The organism is Corynebacterium pelargi (genome assembly GCF_014635485.1).
Lineage (GTDB): Bacteria > Actinomycetota > Actinomycetes > Mycobacteriales > Mycobacteriaceae > Corynebacterium > Corynebacterium pelargi.
Genome location: NZ_BMCX01000003.1, coordinates 236790 through 253423, shown reverse-complemented (window position 1 = coordinate 253423; position 16634 = coordinate 236790). Strand labels below are relative to the sequence as shown.

The 16634-nt window shown below is 57.7% G+C and carries 16 protein-coding genes; 11 read left to right on the top strand and 5 right to left on the bottom strand.

Annotated features, from left to right (window positions below; genetic code table 11):
- The first annotated feature begins 79 nt into the window (after window positions 1–79).
- Both ychF and IEU99_RS07575 read left to right on the top strand, forming a co-directional pair.
- Window positions 80–1165, top strand: coding sequence for a redox-regulated ATPase YchF (ychF, locus tag IEU99_RS07580; RefSeq protein ID WP_128890102.1), 1086 nt, complete (start codon window positions 80–82; stop codon window positions 1163–1165).
- Window positions 1166–1379: 214 nt separating this feature from the next.
- Entirely contained in the window at window positions 1380–1901 is a 522-nt protein-coding gene (locus IEU99_RS07575; protein ID WP_128890101.1) for a type 1 glutamine amidotransferase domain-containing protein, read from the top strand.
- 17 nt (window positions 1902–1918) lie between these two features.
- Here the strand turns inward: IEU99_RS07575 and IEU99_RS07570 are convergent, their stop codons facing one another.
- On the bottom strand, window positions 1919–2818 hold the full coding sequence (locus tag IEU99_RS07570) for a patatin-like phospholipase family protein (RefSeq protein ID WP_229718428.1): 900 nt from the start codon (window positions 2816–2818) through the stop codon (window positions 1919–1921).
- 194 nt (window positions 2819–3012) lie between these two features.
- On the bottom strand, window positions 3013–3924 hold the full coding sequence (locus tag IEU99_RS07565) for a DUF808 domain-containing protein (RefSeq protein WP_128890100.1): 912 nt from the start codon (window positions 3922–3924) through the stop codon (window positions 3013–3015).
- A gap of 102 nt (window positions 3925–4026) precedes the next feature.
- Here IEU99_RS07565 and zupT point away from each other — a divergent pair, with 102 nt between their 5' ends.
- Entirely contained in the window at window positions 4027–4803 is a 777-nt protein-coding gene (gene zupT, locus IEU99_RS07560) for a zinc transporter ZupT (protein WP_229718427.1), read from the top strand.
- A gap of 363 nt (window positions 4804–5166) precedes the next feature.
- Window positions 5167–5760 (top strand): ECF transporter S component, encoded by a 594-nt coding sequence (locus IEU99_RS07555; protein WP_128890098.1) that lies wholly within the window; start codon window positions 5167–5169, stop codon window positions 5758–5760.
- Here the strand turns inward: IEU99_RS07555 and IEU99_RS07550 are convergent.
- A complete protein-coding gene (locus tag IEU99_RS07550) occupies window positions 5705–6811 on the bottom strand; it encodes a chloride channel protein (RefSeq protein WP_128890097.1) in 1107 nt (368 codons plus the stop codon). The genes IEU99_RS07555 and IEU99_RS07550 overlap by 56 nt on opposite strands.
- Window positions 6812–6849: 38 nt before the next feature.
- Between IEU99_RS07550 and IEU99_RS07545 the strand changes: the two genes are divergently transcribed.
- The 7 genes from IEU99_RS07545 (at window position 6850) to IEU99_RS07515 (ending at window position 14940) form a co-directional block, all read left to right on the top strand.
- The gene (locus IEU99_RS07545; RefSeq protein WP_128890096.1) at window positions 6850–8235 is read left to right on the top strand and encodes an ABC transporter ATP-binding protein; all 1386 of its coding nucleotides are present in this window, start codon (window positions 6850–6852) and stop codon (window positions 8233–8235) included.
- A complete protein-coding gene (locus IEU99_RS07540; RefSeq protein ID WP_128890095.1) occupies window positions 8232–9065 on the top strand; it encodes an energy-coupling factor transporter transmembrane component T family protein in 834 nt (277 codons plus the stop codon). Before IEU99_RS07545 ends, IEU99_RS07540 begins: the two co-directional genes overlap by 4 nt.
- On the top strand, window positions 9062–9541 hold the full coding sequence (locus IEU99_RS07535; RefSeq protein WP_128890851.1) for a nucleoside/nucleotide kinase family protein: 480 nt from the start codon (window positions 9062–9064) through the stop codon (window positions 9539–9541). The genes IEU99_RS07540 and IEU99_RS07535 overlap by 4 nt, the downstream gene beginning before the upstream one ends.
- A 122-nt stretch (window positions 9542–9663) precedes the next feature.
- Entirely contained in the window at window positions 9664–11238 is a 1575-nt protein-coding gene (locus IEU99_RS07530) for a peptide ABC transporter substrate-binding protein (protein WP_128890094.1), read from the top strand.
- 134 nt (window positions 11239–11372) lie between these two features.
- Window positions 11373–12299: an ABC transporter permease gene (locus IEU99_RS07525; RefSeq protein WP_128890093.1), complete on the top strand. Its 927-nt coding sequence runs from the start codon at window positions 11373–11375 to the stop codon at window positions 12297–12299.
- Window positions 12292–13275 carry an ABC transporter permease gene (locus IEU99_RS07520; protein WP_128890092.1) on the top strand — a complete coding sequence of 328 codons (984 nt, stop codon included), beginning with the start codon at window positions 12292–12294 and terminating at the stop codon, window positions 13273–13275. The genes IEU99_RS07525 and IEU99_RS07520 overlap by 8 nt, the downstream gene beginning before the upstream one ends.
- The gene (locus IEU99_RS07515) at window positions 13276–14940 is read left to right on the top strand and encodes a dipeptide ABC transporter ATP-binding protein (RefSeq protein WP_128890091.1); all 1665 of its coding nucleotides are present in this window, start codon (window positions 13276–13278) and stop codon (window positions 14938–14940) included.
- A 177-nt stretch (window positions 14941–15117) separates the two neighbouring features.
- Here IEU99_RS07515 and IEU99_RS07510 read toward each other — a convergent pair whose 3' ends face one another.
- Window positions 15118–15654, bottom strand: a complete 537-nt coding sequence (locus IEU99_RS07510) for a ribonuclease FAU-1 family protein (RefSeq protein ID WP_128890090.1) — start codon at window positions 15652–15654, stop codon at window positions 15118–15120.
- A complete protein-coding gene (locus tag IEU99_RS07505; protein WP_229718426.1) occupies window positions 15655–16323 on the bottom strand; it encodes an Rv1157c family protein in 669 nt (222 codons plus the stop codon). It abuts the gene before it with no gap.
- Window positions 16324–16634 lie beyond the last annotated feature (311 nt).

Genomic DNA, 16634 nt, shown 5'->3' with positions numbered 1-16634 from the left:
TTATGAGGAAAACGCTTTGGCTGCTTTGCAGCAGGTTGCGCTGTGATGGCCAAAGCAAGGGCTGATAGGATACCCAAACGTGAGTCTTACACTTGGAATCGTCGGCCTGCCCAACGTGGGCAAATCCACCCTCTTTAATGCACTGACCCGCAACGATGTGCTCGCGGCAAACTACCCCTTTGCCACCATCGAGCCCAATGTGGGCCTGGTTGAGCTTCCCGATGCGCGCCTTAATCGCCTCGCCGAAATCTTCGGCTCCGAGCGCATCCTGCCTGCCACCGTGTCCTTCGTGGACATCGCCGGCATTGTCAAGGGCGCATCCGAGGGCGAAGGCATGGGCAATGCCTTCCTTGCCAATATTCGTGAGGCCGACGCCATCTGCCAGGTGGTGCGCGCCTTTGCCGACGACAACGTGATCCACGTCGATGGCCAAGTAGATCCCCGCTCCGATATCTCCGTGATCAACACCGAGCTGATCCTGGCTGATCTACAAACTGTGGAAAAGGCCCTGCCGCGCCTGGAAAAGGACGCGCGTAAGAATAAAGACCTCGCCGCCACCGTGGAAGAGGTCAAGAAGGCCCAGGCCGTGCTTGAAGACGATCGCACCTTGTTCTCTGCCGCCAAAGCCGGCGAGATCGACCTTGCGCTGCTGCGTGAGCTGCACCTGATGACGGCCAAGCCCTTCCTTTATGTATTCAACTCCGATGAAGAAGTGCTTAGCGACGACGCACGTAAGCAAGAACTTCGCGAGCTTGTAGCACCGGCCGATTGCGTGTTCTTGGACGCCAAGACTGAAACTGAGCTGCTCGAGCTTGATGAAGACGAAAAGATGGAGCTGCTCGAAAGCGTCGGCCAAGACGAGCCCGGCCTGCACTCTTTGGCCAAGGCCGGCTTTGCCACGCTCGGCCTGCAGACCTACCTCACCGCAGGGCCGAAGGAATCCCGCGCCTGGACCATTCACAAGGGCGATACCGCACCGAAGGCCGCCGGCGTGATCCACACCGATTTTGAGAAGGGCTTTATTAAAGCCGAGGTCGTGTCCTTCGAGGACTTGGATGCCGCCGGTTCCATGGCCGAAGCAAAGGCCAAGGGCAAGGTCCGCCAAGAAGGTAAGGACTATGTCATGGCCGATGGTGACGTGGTGGAGTTTAGGTTTAACGTCTAATCACTCGTTGCTTTCACGCTGCAGCCCGCTTCCTAGTGCAGGAGGCGGGCTTTGGCATTGCAAAGAGTCGGCTTGTGGCTGAGATTGATGTTCTTCAAGGTCACGACAAGCAGATAGCGGAAAGTGATAGCACGTTGGCTACTTTCTTTTATGTCGGTACGCTCGGGGCTCCGCGGGCGTCGAAAAGCTCGATGCCCTTCGATTAGGAGAAAGAATGTCTGACTTAAACAACAAAACTATTGCCGTCATCGCCACCGATGGATTTGAAGATTCTGAGCTTACTTCGCCGCTGGAGGCTGTAAAGGAAGCCGGCGCGACCGTGAAGGTCGTAACGCCTAACGCGGAGGCAATTGAGGGTAAGAATGGCACCAAGGTGGATGCTGATCTCAGCACCGCCGAGGCTGCTACCCAGGAATTCGACGGCATTATCCTGCCCGGTGGCACCGGTAACTCGGATCATATCCGCATGGATGAGCACGCCGTGGCGCTGGTAAAGCAGCACGTTGAGGCGGGCAAGCCGCTCGGCGCCATCTGCCACGCAGCGTGGATTCTTACTGATGCCGATGTGCTCAAGGGCCGCACCCTTACTTCTTACCCCTCCCTGCAAACCGACCTGCGCAATGCAGGCGCTACCTGGGTTGATGAGGAAGTAGTAGAAGATCGCGGTCTGGTCAGCTCTCGCACCCCAGACGATCTGCCTGCCTTCAACGCGAAGCTGGTGGAGATCTTCGCTTAAAGCCTTAGCGCTTGGCTTTAACTTAAAAATTCCATCCAGGAATCCCACTCACGCTTGGTCTGCTCTACACCGCAGTTCCAAGCGTGTTCTAATTTCTCCCGGTTGCGCTCGGTGTTTTCGATGCTCAAATGCTCGGGATAAAACACCATCGCCTGGCCTTGCGCTTCGAGCTGATCAATCTTTTTGGCCTCTGCGTTATAGCGCGCAGGCCGCTTAATCATCGCCTCTGCCACCACGGGGCGTTTGCGGAGCAGCTTGCGCACCACGGCTGGTTTTGAAAGCTCGGGGCGGATATAGCCACGCGGTTTAGAGCGCAGCACTAAAAACTTTTCAAAGCCTGCATCCATGGCTGCCTGAATAAGCAGCCCGCCGGATTCGCCCAGGGCGCCATCGACATACTCCACGCCGTCGATCTCGGGTACGGGCATCAGCCCCGGCAGGGTAGAAGAGGCTCGGGCTTTACGCATGAGGTCATAAAGATCTGCAAAATCCTCGCGACCCCAATAGACGTTTTCGCCGGTATCGGCCCGGGTGGCAGCAATGCACATGGGTGTTGGATCTTGGCAGAAAGTCTCCCAATCAAAGGGGATATCGCCACCTGGTGCGCCGGCAGTTTCGTAGATGTATTCGACGTTGAAGTAGCCCTTGCCACGCAACATCGACTTCACCCCGCCTGATTTTGGATCACTTGCAAGCTCAACAAAAGATAGCCGCGAGCGTTGCCGGTCGTGGGATAAGAAGTTCACGGTGTGGCTTGCCCCGGCGCTCACGCCTCCGACCCATCCGAAGTGAATGTCGTGGGCTAGGAGCTGATCGATGCAGCCTGCGGTATAGGCATTGCGCATTCCGCCACCCTCGATAACTAGCGCGACGTCATTGGCGTGCATGGCTTCTTTCACTTCCTTGTTGTAGATCATCACCTCACACTCGCCCGGCGGGGCTAAGAGTTGATGCAAACTTTTCGTTTTCTGCAGAAGTGTAAATGATAGCGCATGCTATCACTCAGAAGCGGATTGCAAAGAGGGTGTCATGCTTGCACATAGGGTGACCCAGGGTGGAGGGGATCTTCGCACTGGGCGTGTATCCCCTCAACTCCGATGAAATAGAGTTGCTAGTGGCGCTTGAAGGGCAGGAGATGCATGATGCCAAGCACGATAAAGCCCACCACAAGTCCAACGACCAGCGAGCACAGCGTTTCAACGCTCCACACCACGAAGCCGCCTAGGTGTTCAACGCCTTCTTCCAGGTGATGCACGAGCTCATAGGGTGTATGCCAGCCGAGTGTGTCGCTACCGCTGAGCAGAATGTGGCCGCCGACCCACAGCATGGCAAACATGCCGATGATGGAAATGGTGTTGAGGATCTTGGGCATTGCTTTGACTAGTACGCTGCCAAAGCGCTTGGCGGCATCGCTTTCCTTTTGCTGGAAGCGCAGGCCAATATCGTCGATCTTTACCAACAGGCCCACGGCTCCGTACACCAGCGCGGTAATGGCGATGGCGACGGTGACGAGCACGCCAAGTTCCATCCAGAAGCTTTGATCGGCAACCTCGTTTAAAGAGATCACCATGATCTCGGCGGAAAGAATCAGATCCGTCATGATCGCGCCGCGCACCAAAGTGTCTTCATCTTTTGCAGCACTTTCTTCTTCTTTTTCGTGCTGCGCTCCGCTGAACATCTCAAAGACCTTCTCGGCCCCCTCGAAGCAGAGGTAGGTGCCGCCGATCATCAATAGCGGCGTTAAGGCCCAAGGGGCTAGGGCATTGAGCGCCAAAATGATCGGCAGGATAATAATGAGCTTGTTAAAGAGTGATCCCTTGGTGATGCGCCAAATGATCGGCAGCTCGCGGGCCGGAGAAACGCCTTCGACAAAGCGTGGTGTCACGGCAGCATCGTCGACCACAACGCCTGCGGCTTTCGCGGAAGTTTTGGCTGCTGCGGCGGCTACGTCATCGACATTTGATGCGGCTGTCCTGGCAATCAGGGCTACGTCATCGAGCAGAGCTGCAAGGCCACCGGCCATAACGATCAATCCTTAATGAAAATGTATTTCTGGTAGGTTCTTCGGTATCGAGTCGTGACATCGAAGGTTGATAGAAAGGTTACTTCACTCTTGCCTGATGCAGTGTTTCAAGCATTTGCGCTGACCCTCTTTGCTGGTCTTTCCACCGGCCTGGGCGCAGCAATTGCGGTGACGAGAAAAAAGCCCACAGAAAATTATCTAGCCATCACCCTCGGCTTTTCCGCCGGCGTGATGCTCTATGTCTCCTTTATCGAAATCCTGCCCGAGGGATTTGAAAAGCTTCAGGAAGCAATGGGCCAACGCCCAGGTGCCTGGGCAGCGGTAGGCGCCTTCTTCGGCGGCATTTTGCTTATCGGCATCATCGACCGGCTGGTTCCCGAGCCCGTCAACCCCCACGAGCCGGGCAATCTGGAATCCAAACGCCGCAGCAAAATGATGCAAATGGGTGTGCTCACAGCCCTGGCTATTGCCATCCACAACTTCCCTGAAGGCTTTGCCACCTTCCTTGCCGGTTTAGAAGACCTCCAAGTCGCCCTTCCCGTAGCCGTAGCCATTGCCATCCACAACATTCCAGAGGGCATTGCTGTGGCGGTGCCCATCCGCGAAGCAACCGGATCAAAAGCCAAGGGCTTTTGGCTTGGTCTTGCCTCCGGATTAGCAGAACCACTCGGGGCAGTGGTGGGCTACCTCCTGCTGTTGCCACTGATCGGCCCTGCCACCCTCGGCGTGGCATTTGCAGCCATCGCCGGCATCATGGTGTTCATTTCCCTCGACGAGCTGCTGCCCACCGCCGTATCCACCGGCAAACACCACGCCGCCATCTACGGGCTCATCCTCGGTATGGGCGTCATGGCAATCAGCCTCCTGCTCTTTATTTAAAAGCCGCGGAGCTTACAAGCTGCAGCCTCCCCGCCAGGGTTGTCCGCCACGATCACCACTGCCGTGCCAGCAAGCCTTTCGCGCCGCCAAGCGGCCCACACCAAGCGGCCGGACTGACATAAGGCAAGCCTTAGACTCGAGGAATCGACACTGCGTGGTGATGCTGTAGTATCTCGGGCTGAACACCAACAACAACACACGGGAGCCCGGCGCCTGCTTGTGCCTAGCGCAGCAACTGCCCAGCACAGCAACTACCTAGCGCAGCAACGGCCTGGCTGAGATCCACCGCAGTAAGCATGCAAGCTTTGGCGCGGTGCGAACCGTCCAACCTGATCCGGATAATGCCGGCGGAGGAAGAAACATATGGCACAACAAGGAAAAAACTGGCGCGTCATCGACATCGTGACTGCGAGCGTGCTTGGTATTGCTACCGGTTTGATCTTCTGGGTATGGAATGGCATCGGCTACGCCTGGTACGCAGCGGCGAATGCACTCACCCCAGGCTTCGGTGGTATTGCCGCCGGTATTTGGCTGCTCGGCGGTGTGCTCGGCGGGTTGATTATCCGCAAACCCTTCGCAGCAATCTATGTTGAGCTGCTCGCCGCCGTGGTTTCGGCGGTGTTGGGTAATCAGTGGGGCATTGAAACGGTCTACTCGGGCCTTGCTCAAGGCCTCGGCGCAGAGCTGATTTTCTTCTTCTTTGCCTATAAGCGCTTCGGCCTGCCGGTTGCTGCCCTTGCCGGCGTCGGTGCCGGTATTGGCGCTTTCGTCTTGGAGTTCTTCCTTTCGGCGAACTACGCCAAATCTGTGCTGTTTAACGTCAGCTACCTGATCAGCCTTTCTATCTCCGGTGCCATCCTGGCTGGTGTAGTGGGCTACTACCTGGTCAAGGCGCTGGCAGCTACTGGTGTGCTTGATCGCTTCGGCGCCGGGCGTGAAGCCAGGAAGCTGGTATAGCAAGAGCGAGCATGATGCAGCTCACCAGGGCTGAAGGGTGCGTCAATTCGATCGTCATCACTGCAGCAAATAATGGTGCGCGTTGCGTCATGGCCAAACTGCTCGCAGCCCCCACTAATGCCAAGGTAAGCGGATCGGCGCCGCAGAGTGTGCCGATCACGCCACCGGCGGTGCCACCGACAGCAAGTGATGGGGTAAGCACACCACCGGCAGCGCCAGCGCGCAGGCACAACCACGTCAAGAGCAGCTTTGCTAGCACCAAGGTTGCCCCGTGTTGCCATTGCAAGGGAGAGTGAAAGGTGAAATCCAGCAGCAATTGCCCATTGCCTGGAACCTCCGGCAGCGCCTGCGCGATCAACAACACCGCAGCAATGGCAAGGGGGACGCTTAGCATGAGCCACCTGCCACGTATGCGGCGGCGCACCTGCCGGATAGCTCCCTGGCGAAACAGCCAACCCAAGCCCACACCCACGGCAATGACGGGGGCGAAAAGGAGCACGGTGAGTTGATCAAGGCCTGGATCGGGAATGGAATAAAACGCGCCACCACCCAGCAGCGGCCACGCCGTGAGCGTGGCGATGGCGCAACAACTCAAGGCAAACACGCCCAAACGAATACTGCGGCGGATGGGCAACACTTCCAAGGTGTACAACACCCCAGCCAGAGGAATGTTATAGACCGCCGCCAAGCCGGCGCCGGCAGCGGCAGCCGCCAAGGTTTCACGCTGTTGGGCAGGCATCCACAGTTTGCGGGCAACCAATGCAGCTACCTGTCGGGGTGCTTGCTCACGGCCCAAAGATGCACCCGCGCCCACGGCGATGGTTTGCGCCAGGGCGTCGACAAGCTGCGAAGCACTGGAATCTTTGCGGCGACGCACCTGCCACCACATCACACCTGCGGCAAGGCCAAGCGCCAGGCTCAACCACAGGCTCAAGTGGGCTTCCACCAGGTGAATACCCCACGACATCGCTGCACCGATCAAGCCTGCGCATACTCCCGCGAGTATTACGCTCAGCGCAATCCTCAGGCGATCTTTCATAACGATCAGCATGGCACATCCCTTAAGGTTGAAAGGAATAACGCAACCTCATGAGCCCCCACATCTCCCTGCGGGACTACTCCTACCGCCACGCCAGCAGGCGGCGTTTTGCCTTAGAACACATCTCTTTCGACATTGAAGCCGGAGAAAAAGTCCTCCTGCTTGGCGCCTCCGGTTCCGGCAAATCCACGCTGCTGCATTCCATTGCCGGCCTGCTTGGAGAAGACGAGGGCGAACACAGCGGGCAGATCAATGTTCAAGGTATTTGCGGGATGGTGCTGCAAGACCCAGACGCGCAGGTCATTTCTCAGCGAGTAGGCGATGATGTGGCCTTCGGCTGCGAAAACCTGAGAATTCCGCGCGAGGAAATTTGGCGCCGTGTGCCTCAAGCGCTGGAGCAAGTAGGCCTAGACCTTGCCCTTGATCATCCAACGCATGCCCTCTCCGGTGGACAAAAACAACGTCTTGCCCTTGCAGGTGTGCTGGCCATGGGCGCCGATATCGTGCTGTTAGATGAGCCCACGGCGAACCTCGACCCCCAGGGCGTACAAGAGGTCGTGGCGGCGGCAAGCCGGCTTGACACCACGCTGATCGTGGTGGAACACCGCGTTGCAACCTGGATTGAGCACGTTGATCGCATCATCGTCATCGGCCAAACAGGGGTGCTTGCCGACGGCACGCCTGAGGCTGTGCTGGAACAAGAAGGCGCCCGCCTTGCCGCCGAGGGCGTGTGGGTGCCCGGCGTGGAACCAGATCTGCCTGCTGCGAAGCCCGAGTGCGCCGGCAACGCGCCTGCACTTGAAGGCATTGACTTACGCTACGGCTGGGACCATGCCCTTGGGCAGCAGTCGTTGATTCAACTACCGCAGGGCTGTTCCACGGTGATCACCGGGGCCAATGGCACAGGGAAAACCACACTCATGCTCACATTGGCGGGTTTGCTTGATCCCCACGGCGGGCAAGTGCGTGCCTCGAAGGAGCTTTTTGGCACGTCCACGCTCGACCCAAGGAAATGGAAATCCCAAGCCTTAGCGCAGCGCATCGGGTACGTATTCCAGGATCCCGAGCATCAGTTTGTGGCCAAGACGGTGCGCGAAGAAATGCTGGTGGGCTTACGTGCCAGGGGAGAGCTCAGCGCTGCAGATCAGCGCCGCGCCGACGAGGTACTCGAAACCTTAGGCCTTGATGCTTTAGCCGAGGCCAATCCCTTTACGCTTTCAGGCGGGCAAAAACGCAGGCTTTCGGTGGCCACGGTGCTGATTCATTCACCCAAGATCATGCTGTTGGATGAGCCAACCTTTGGCCAGGATCGCAAGACCTTCCTTGCGTTGGTGGAACTGCTAGCCCAGCAGCGTGACCAGGGTTTAAGCGTGTGCTCAATTACCCACGACGCGCTATACCGTCGTGCCCTCGGTGATCAGGAGATCCAGCTATGACGCAACAAACACCTGATTCCAACTCGCAAAACAACAACGGTGCGAACAACCAAGGCCGCAAAGTTGCTCCCAACGCCCTGGTGCGCGTTGCCTTTAACCCTGTAGCTCGCATTTTAGGTTTGATGTTGCTCGCTACTCCGCTGTTGGTCAGCGTCGATGTGGTGTCTTCGGCGGTGGCTGTGTGCGGCACGGTGGTGCTGTCCTTGCTCATTGGCCCAGGGCTGATGCGCATGCTCAAACGCAGCCTTCCACTGCTGATTGCAGCACCTTTGGCTGGCACGTCCATGCTGCTCTACGGCGCACCGGAAGGCAAAGAGTACTTCTCCTTCGGCTTTGCCCACATCACCGACAACTCCATCTCCTTGGCCTTGGCGGTCATGGTGCGCGTGTTTGCCCTCGGGCTTCCCGCAATTGTGCTGCTGAGCAACATCAACGCCACCGAACTAGGCGATGGCCTGGCGCAAATCTTGAAATTGCCTGAGCGCTTTGTCATTGGCGCGGTGGCTGCCGGGCGTATGTTGGGCTTGGCGCGTCGCGATTGGGCGTCGATGCGTAGGGCACGCCGAGCCAGAGGCCTTGGCGAGGAAAACGTGCTGCGCAAGGCATTTTCCATGACCTTTGGCCTTTTGGTGCTCACCTTGCGTCGCGGCGCCAAGCTTTCTACCGCGATGGAAGCGCGAGGCTTTGCCGCCTACCCCAATCGCACCTGGGCCAGGCCCTCCCGCCTGCACCTTCCCGATTACTTGCTGATGGCCGTCTGCCTTGGCCTGTCCAGCGCATCGTTGGCTATCGCGGCATGGTCGGGCTATCTGAGGCTATTTGGCGCATGATTGTGCTTATCGACGGCCCCTCTGGCGCCGGGAAAACGACCTTCGCCAAAAAGCTGGCCGGGCTGCTTAATTGGCCGTTGGTGAGCATGGATGATCTCTACCCAGGCTGGCATGGGTTGGCTGCTGGCAGTGCCATTGCAGCGAAACAGGTGATTGGCCAAGGAGGGTATTTCCCTTGGGACTGGCACAACAACGTCCATGGCCAGTGGCGCAGTGTACAAGGCGAGCACTTGATTATCGAGGGCGTAGGGGCATTGACGCCCGCAACGCTTGCTGCCGCGCGAAGTGAAGGTGATGTGCTTAGCATCGTCTTTGATGGCCCTGAGCAGTGGCGCAAGGCCAGGGCATTGGCGCGTGATCCCGAATATGAACCCTTCTGGCAGCGTTGGGCACAACAGGAACAATTTCACTTTTCTGTCATGCCTACCCCCGATGTGTATTGGTGGATGGGCACTCCCGTTACCGCAAGCGTTTGAATTTTTTTGTCCCGAATCTTCCTCCTACCCCCGCGCCTGCTGCTAGAGTGAACCGCATAGTCCAGGCTTTGCTGCAGCTTCTGTAGTACAGCAACCGTTGGAATACGCACAGGGAGAAGCTGATGCATCTGAAAAAGACCGTAGCGATTGCTACCTCAGCCACCGTTGTCTTAGGCCTGGCGGCCTGCTCCTCGGACGGAGCCTCTGAAGGCGCAAACTACGTCACCGCGAATGGTTCTGAGCCTCAGAATTCTTTGATCCCGGCCGACACGAACGAAACCGGCGGCGGCAGGATCGTCGAACTGCTGTATTCCGGTCTGGTGCACTACGACAGTGACGGCAAGCCCCACAATGACCAAGCCGAATCCATTGATTTGGAAGGCGAGAAGACCTACAAGATCAAGCTCAAAGAGGGTCTTGAGTTCTCCGACGGCAGCCCCGTGACCGCCCAGGATTACGTTGATACCTGGAACGCCGCCGTGGCAAACAGCATGATGAATGCGTTCTTCTTCGAGCCGATTAAGGGCTACAGCGAAGGAGTCAAGGAACTTGAGGGCCTGAAGGTTGTGGACGACCGCACCTTCACCGTGGAACTTGAGCAACCTGAGTCGGATTTCCCCACTCGCCTCGGCTACACGGCCTTCTTTGTGATGCCTTCGAAGCAGCTCGAAGATCTTGATAGCGCCGGCGAAAACCCGGTTGGTTCCGGCCCCTACGTACTCAAGGAATGGAACCACCAGGAATCTGCAACGCTGGTGCCCAACGAGAAATACAGTGGTGAAAACGCCGCAAAGAACGACGGCCTGAAGTTCGTCTTCTACAGCTCTCAGGACGCCGCCTACGCCGACCTGCTGGCCGGCAACCTCGATGTGCTGGATGCCGTTCCGGACTCCGCATTCTCCACCTTCGAAGATGAGCTGGGCGATCGCGCAGTCAACCAGCCTGCCGCTGTGTTCCAGTCCATCACCATCCCCGAGAAGCTCGAGCACTTCAGCGGTGAAGAAGGCAAGCTGCGTAGGCAGGCCATCTCGCACGCAATTGATCGTGAAGAGGTAACCAAGACCATCTTCGAGGGCACTCGTACCCCTGCCAAGGACTTCACCTCCCCGGTGATCGACGGCTACAAGGACGATCTGGAAAACTCCGATGTGCTGAAGTTCGATCCGGACAAGGCCAAGGAGCTGTGGAAGAAGGCTGATTCCATCTCCAAGTTCACCGGCGAATTCACCATCGCCTACAACTCCGATGGTGGCCACCAGGCTTGGGCAGATGCCGTGAGCAACCAGATCCGCAACAACCTCGGCATCGAGGCATCGGGTAACCCCTACCCGGACTTCAAGTCCCTGCGTGACGACGTGAAGAAGCGCACCATCAAGGGTGCCTTCCGCTCCGGTTGGCAGGCCGACTACCCAGCAATTGGTAACTTCCTCGTTCCTCTCTACGTCACCAACGCTTCCTCCAACGATGGCGACTACTCCAACCCTGAGTTCGACTCCAAGGTGAAGCAGGCTGCGAACAAGAAGGATGTTGAAGAAGGCATCAAGGAATACCAGTCGGCAGAAGAGATCCTCTTCCGCGACCTCCCGGCCATTCCGCTGTGGTACTCCAACGTCACCGGCGGTTCCTCCGACAAGGTCAGCAATGTGACCTTTAGCTGGAACTCCCTGCCTGAGTACGCCGCGATCGAAAAGAAGTAATTCTTTGCCCTAGGCCTCGCGGCCCACGGTTTTCGCCCCGGTCGCCACTTCCGGCGACCGGGGCTTCGCATTTGCTTTAAAAATTTACACTTCCAAGCATTTCCCACCCGAACATTCTTCAAAGGAACACCACCATGTTGCGCTACGTTGGGCGCCGAATCTTACAGATGATCCCTGTATTTTTTGGTGCCACCCTGCTGCTGTACGCCATGGTCTTTCTCATGCCCGGCGACCCGATCGAAGCCCTCGGTGGCGATCGAGGCCTATCAGAGGCAGCCCGAGCGAGACTGACGGCAGAATACAACCTGGACAAACCATTCATCGTCCAATACCTGCTGTATATCAAGGGCATCTTCACCCTCGACTTCGGCACCACCTTCTCAGGCCGGCCCGTGAGCGAAGTGATGGCCAATGCCTACCCCGTGACCATCAAATTAGCCGTGATGGCGCTGATTTTTGAGATGATCCTGGGCGTGGCCTTCGGCGTATTCGCCGGTATGCGTCGCGGTGGCTTCTTCGACTCCACCGTGCTGGTGCTCTCCCTCCTCGTGATCGCCGTACCTTCCTTCGTGATCGGTTTCGTGCTCCAATTCTTCGTGGGCGTGAAATGGGGCATCCTGCCTGTGACCGTCGGCGCGAATGATTCCTTCAAATCGCTGCTCATGCCAGCGGTAGTGCTCGGTGCACTGTCGTGTGCCTACGTCATTCGACTCACACGCCAATCGGTATCCGATAATCTGCGCGCCGACTATGTGCGCACCGCCCGCGCCAAGGGCTTAAGCGGGGGAGAAGTCACCCGCCGACACGTGCTGCGTAACTCCCTGATCCCGGTGGTGACCTTCCTTGGCACCGACCTTGGTGCGCTTATGGGTGGCGCGATCGTGACCGAAGGTATCTTCGGCATCAACGGTGTCGGTGGCACCATCTATCAGGCGATTCTCAAGGGTGAACCCACCACCGTGGTGTCGTTTACCACCGTGTTGGTCATCGTCTACATCGTGGCCAACCTGATCGTCGACCTCCTCTACGCCCTGCTCGACCCAAGGATTCGCTATGCCTAACTCATCCAAGAACACGCAGGATAACCGGGCTACCTACCAGCCACTGCCCGGTCAAGAGCGCTTCGTGGCAGAAGTCGATGAGACGGGCCTCGGTGCAGTCGACGCCGTTCGCGATGATTCGGCCCCAACCTCAGTCTGGGGAGAGGCATGGAAATATCTTCGCAAGCGCCCCATGTTTTGGGTTTCGGCTCTGCTCATTACTGCAGCGCTCCTGCTTGCTGCCGTACCCCAACTATTTACCTCCACCGACCCGACCTTCTGCGAGCTTTCCAAGTCTTTGAACGAGCCCACTGCCGGACACCCCTTCGGCTTTGATCGCCAGGGCTGCGATATTTATGCCCGCATGATTTACGGCGCGAGGGCGTCGGTAAGCGTAGGCGTGCTCACCACACTGCTCGTGGTGATCATCGGCACCACGATTGGTGCACTTGCCGGCTACTTCGGCGGCATCCTCGACTCGGTTCTCTCGCGTATCACCGACATCTTCTTCGCCGTCCCCCTGGTGCTCGCCGCCATCGTGGTGATGCAGGTATTTAAGGAATATCGCACCATTTTGACGGTGGTGGTGGTCTTGGCAATTTTCGGTTGGACCTCCATCGCCCGCATTACCCGCGGTACCGTCATGGCCACCAAGAACGAAGAATTCGTCACCGCAGCCAAGGCGGTTGGGGCAAGCAAGTGGTACATCCTGGGCAAGCACATTTTGCCCAATGCCGCAGCCCCCATCATCGTCTACGCAACCGTGGCGCTGGGCACTTTCATCGTGGCCGAAGCAACCCTGTCCTTCCTGGGCATCGGCCTGCCGCCCACCATCGTTTCCTGGGGTGGCGACATTGCTAAGGCACAGGCCTCCTTGCGTACCCAACCGATGGTGCTGTTCTATCCGGCCATGGCCCTCGGTGCGACCGTGTTGAGCTTTATCATGATGGGTGACGTTGTGCGCGACGCCCTTGATCCGAAGGCGAGGAAGCGTTAAATGAATACGCAGCAACCTACTCCACTACTTGAGCTCGAAGATCTCCACATCGCCTTCGAGTCCTCCACCGGCACCGTCGAGGCGGTACGTGGTGCGAATCTGAAGATTTACCCTGGTCAATCCGTGGCGATTGTGGGTGAATCTGGTTCCGGTAAATCCACCACCGCCATGGCGATCATTGGTCTGCTGCCTGGAACCGGCAAAGTGACCAAGGGGCGGATCACCTTTGAGGGCAAGGACATCACCGGGCTCAACGATAAGGAGATGCAGGAATATCGCGGGTCCATGATTGGCCTTGTGCCTCAAGACCCAATGAGCAACCTCAACCCGGTGTGGAGAATCGGCACTCAAATCAAAGAGGCGCTGAAGGCAAATAACGTAGTCAAAGCCTCCGAAATGGATGCTGCGGTAACGCAATTGCTTGAAGAGGCCGGGCTTCCCGACGCAGAACGTCGCGCAAAGCAGTATCCGCACGAATTCTCCGGCGGTATGCGCCAGCGCGCCTTGATCGGTATGGGCCTTGCCGCTCGGCCGCGTTTGCTCATTGCTGATGAACCCACCTCGGCCCTCGATGTGACGGTGCAGAAGCGGATCCTGGATCACCTCGGCACCTTAACCAAAGACCTCGGCACAGCAGTGCTCTTTATTACCCACGACCTCGGTCTTGCCGCAGAGCGCGCCGAACATCTCGTGGTGATGCACCGCGGCCGCATCGTGGAATCTGGGCCTTCGCTTGAGATCCTGCGCGATCCCCAGCACCCCTACACCCAACGCCTGGTCAGTGCCGCCCCCTCGCTTGCTTCTTCACGCATCCAATCGGCCAAGGCCGCAGGTGTGCAAGCAGAAGAAGTGCTGGTGGCTGAGCACGACGTCGAAGCAGAAGACGTGATCAAAGTTGAGAACCTGACCAAGGTATTCGATGTGCGAGGCGCCCGAGGTGCTAAGAAGCAACTGCGTGCCGTCGATGACGTGACCTTCGGGCTGCGCGAAGGCACCACGCTGGCAATCGTGGGTGAATCCGGTTCGGGTAAATCGACCGTTGCCAATATGATCCTGAAACTGCTGGAGCCAACCAGCGGTCGGGTGCTGTATAAGGGCAAGGACATTACCAAGCTCAGCAGCAAAGAAACCTTTGATATGCGCCGCAAGCTGCAGGTGGTCTTCCAAAACCCCTATGGCTCTTTGGATCCGATGTATTCGATTTATCGCTGCATCGAAGAGCCATTGGTGGTGCACAAGGTGGGTAATCGCAAAGAGCGCGAGCAGCGCGTAGCCGAGCTGCTGGATATGGTGGCGATGCCTCGTTCTGCCATGCGCAGGTATCCCAACGAACTTTCTGGTGGCCAGCGCCAGCGCATCGCGGTGGCTAGAGCCCTGGCACTGAACCCGGAAGTGGTGGTGCTCGACGAGGCAGTATCGGCACTCGATGTGTTGGTGCAGCACCAGATCCTGCAGTTGCTCACGGAGCTACAAGAAGAACTCCACTTGAGCTATCTGTTTATCACCCACGACCTGGCCGTGGTGCGTCAAACCGCAGACGAGGTCGTGGTGATGGAGCAGGGTCGTTTGGTAGAACGCGGCACCACCGATCAGATCTTTGCTGATCCACAGCAGGAATACACCAGGGATCTGATCAACTCCGTGCCAGGCCTGGGGCTGCTCTAAACCAAGAGCGGAAAAACCAAGAGCGAAAACTCGCTTGGGTATTAGCACGAATACAAGGGGCGCAACAGCATGTTGCGCCCCTTGTATGTCTGGCCACCTGAGCTTTTCTTAAGGATATTCAAGCTGCGTTGCGCAGCCCTTGGGAAGATTCGGCGTCGATCCGAAGAACCAGGTTCTTTAGGAACCAGCAGGCATCAGATCGACGTGCTCTGCCCAGTCCAGGCTTATGCCCATGGAGGCCAGCCAGGCCATGGGATCATCGCTGTGGCGAGTAATGCCTTCTACGGCTGCAAGCGTGGCGTCGATGGCCCGCTCAGCTTCTTCGGCGGTGATGAGGCCTTCGCTGGTGGCGGCGGCCAATTCATCGATGTCCATCACCTTGACCGGCTCGCCGCAGACGCTCACAAGATCCACATAAAGATCGCGGGTGTGCCAGACGCCTTCCGATTTAGAAATATCGGCGATATCGAAGTAGAAGTCCATGCGCGCGTCCACGCCATCGCGGAAGTGGAAGATATTTGCGCGCAAACCCAGGTCTGGCAGAAGCCAGGATTCTAGGTAGCCGAAGCGTGGGTGATCTGCACCTCTAGCCATGTAGAGCCCAAACTCGGTTTCCTTGAAGGTATCAACCTGACGCAAAAAACCTTTGGGATCGGTGTTTAAAGACGCAGTCGTATCGAAGGACTCGCTTTTTACCGGGTGCAGATCCACCATTTACATCACCACAAACGCTGCCGTGGTGGGGAAGTAGTTGCAAGGGCCGTCTTGGGTGCCCACGGTGCCTTCAAGCAAGGCAACCACGCGGCCGCGTCCCGTTTCGGCTTTGCCGGAAACAGTCGAAGGGCCTTGGGGGTTAATGCCGTGATCTCCAAGCTTGGTGGTGCCACCTTGGAGGGTGTCGATATTAAACCAGTGCACGTTCATGTTCTGCTCGCCTGCCAGCGGGCGGGTGCCCAAGGCAGTGAACACGAAGGTGGCCTCGCCTACGCCCGGCTTGGGGGCGGGGATGGGTGCAGGACCTGCCACGGCGATGGCGGTTCCGGTGGAGTCGAACTTGCCGTCGATGCATTTACCGGCAACGACGGGCCAGAAAAACTGGGTAAATACCGGTGCGTTATCGGGCAGGAGGGTGTTCGACTTGCTGGGGCCTTCATAGAAGCGGATGGCAGCAAGGAGCTGTTCGCGCTGTTGCTCGGGGAGCTTTTGGGCGAAGTCTTTTGCTGCGTTGAGCACTTCTTGGTTAGGCCGACCCAGATGATCGAGTGGAAGGCCGAGATCTTCAACAGGGAACAAGGGGGCAGCTTGAACGGCCGGAGTTGAGCCGAAGCACAGGCCCAAGGCCATAGCGGCGGCAGCAATCGCCTTTCGGGAAAGAAGGGTCACGGCGTGCCTTTCCTAGAAGTCAGGGTGTGAGTATTGACAGGAGATTTTGAGAATTTTCTCGGCGTGTCTCCAACTCATTAGTCACACAAGCGTACTCAAGTAACAATAGCCCCGTGTTTGCGCATGTCAAGACGGGGAGGGCTGCTATCTTCGCTGTTCGCGCGAAAAACGCCACTACCAGGAAAATCACAGCTTTGTTATCAATTCGTTACTTTTTGAGCAGCTTAGCAGCGAAAGAATTACGATGCCAAGCACCATGAGGCGCTGCAGATACTTTTTGGTAGAAAAGCGCAATCGGTCAATGCTGGAGG

Coding starts and splice junctions, on each gene's coding strand:
- IEU99_RS07550 (WP_128890097.1), bottom strand. CDS start 6,811: ATGCTGATCGTTATGAAAGATCGCCTGAGGATTGCGCTGAGCGTAATA.
- IEU99_RS07570 (WP_229718428.1), bottom strand. CDS start 2,818: ATGATCTACAACAAGGAAGTGAAAGAAGCCATGCACGCCAATGACGTC.
- IEU99_RS07520 (WP_128890092.1), top strand. CDS start 12,292: ATGCCTAACTCATCCAAGAACACGCAGGATAACCGGGCTACCTACCAG.
- IEU99_RS07530 (WP_128890094.1), top strand. CDS start 9,664: ATGCATCTGAAAAAGACCGTAGCGATTGCTACCTCAGCCACCGTTGTC.
- IEU99_RS07555 (WP_128890098.1), top strand. CDS start 5,167: ATGGCACAACAAGGAAAAAACTGGCGCGTCATCGACATCGTGACTGCG.
- IEU99_RS07540 (WP_128890095.1), top strand. CDS start 8,232: ATGACGCAACAAACACCTGATTCCAACTCGCAAAACAACAACGGTGCG.
- IEU99_RS07515 (WP_128890091.1), top strand. CDS start 13,276: ATGAATACGCAGCAACCTACTCCACTACTTGAGCTCGAAGATCTCCAC.
- IEU99_RS07565 (WP_128890100.1), bottom strand. CDS start 3,924: ATGGCCGGTGGCCTTGCAGCTCTGCTCGATGACGTAGCCCTGATTGCC.
- IEU99_RS07575 (WP_128890101.1), top strand. CDS start 1,380: ATGTCTGACTTAAACAACAAAACTATTGCCGTCATCGCCACCGATGGA.
- IEU99_RS07545 (WP_128890096.1), top strand. CDS start 6,850: ATGAGCCCCCACATCTCCCTGCGGGACTACTCCTACCGCCACGCCAGC.
- IEU99_RS07510 (WP_128890090.1), bottom strand. CDS start 15,654: ATGGTGGATCTGCACCCGGTAAAAAGCGAGTCCTTCGATACGACTGCG.
- IEU99_RS07535 (WP_128890851.1), top strand. CDS start 9,062: ATGATTGTGCTTATCGACGGCCCCTCTGGCGCCGGGAAAACGACCTTC.
- IEU99_RS07525 (WP_128890093.1), top strand. CDS start 11,373: ATGTTGCGCTACGTTGGGCGCCGAATCTTACAGATGATCCCTGTATTT.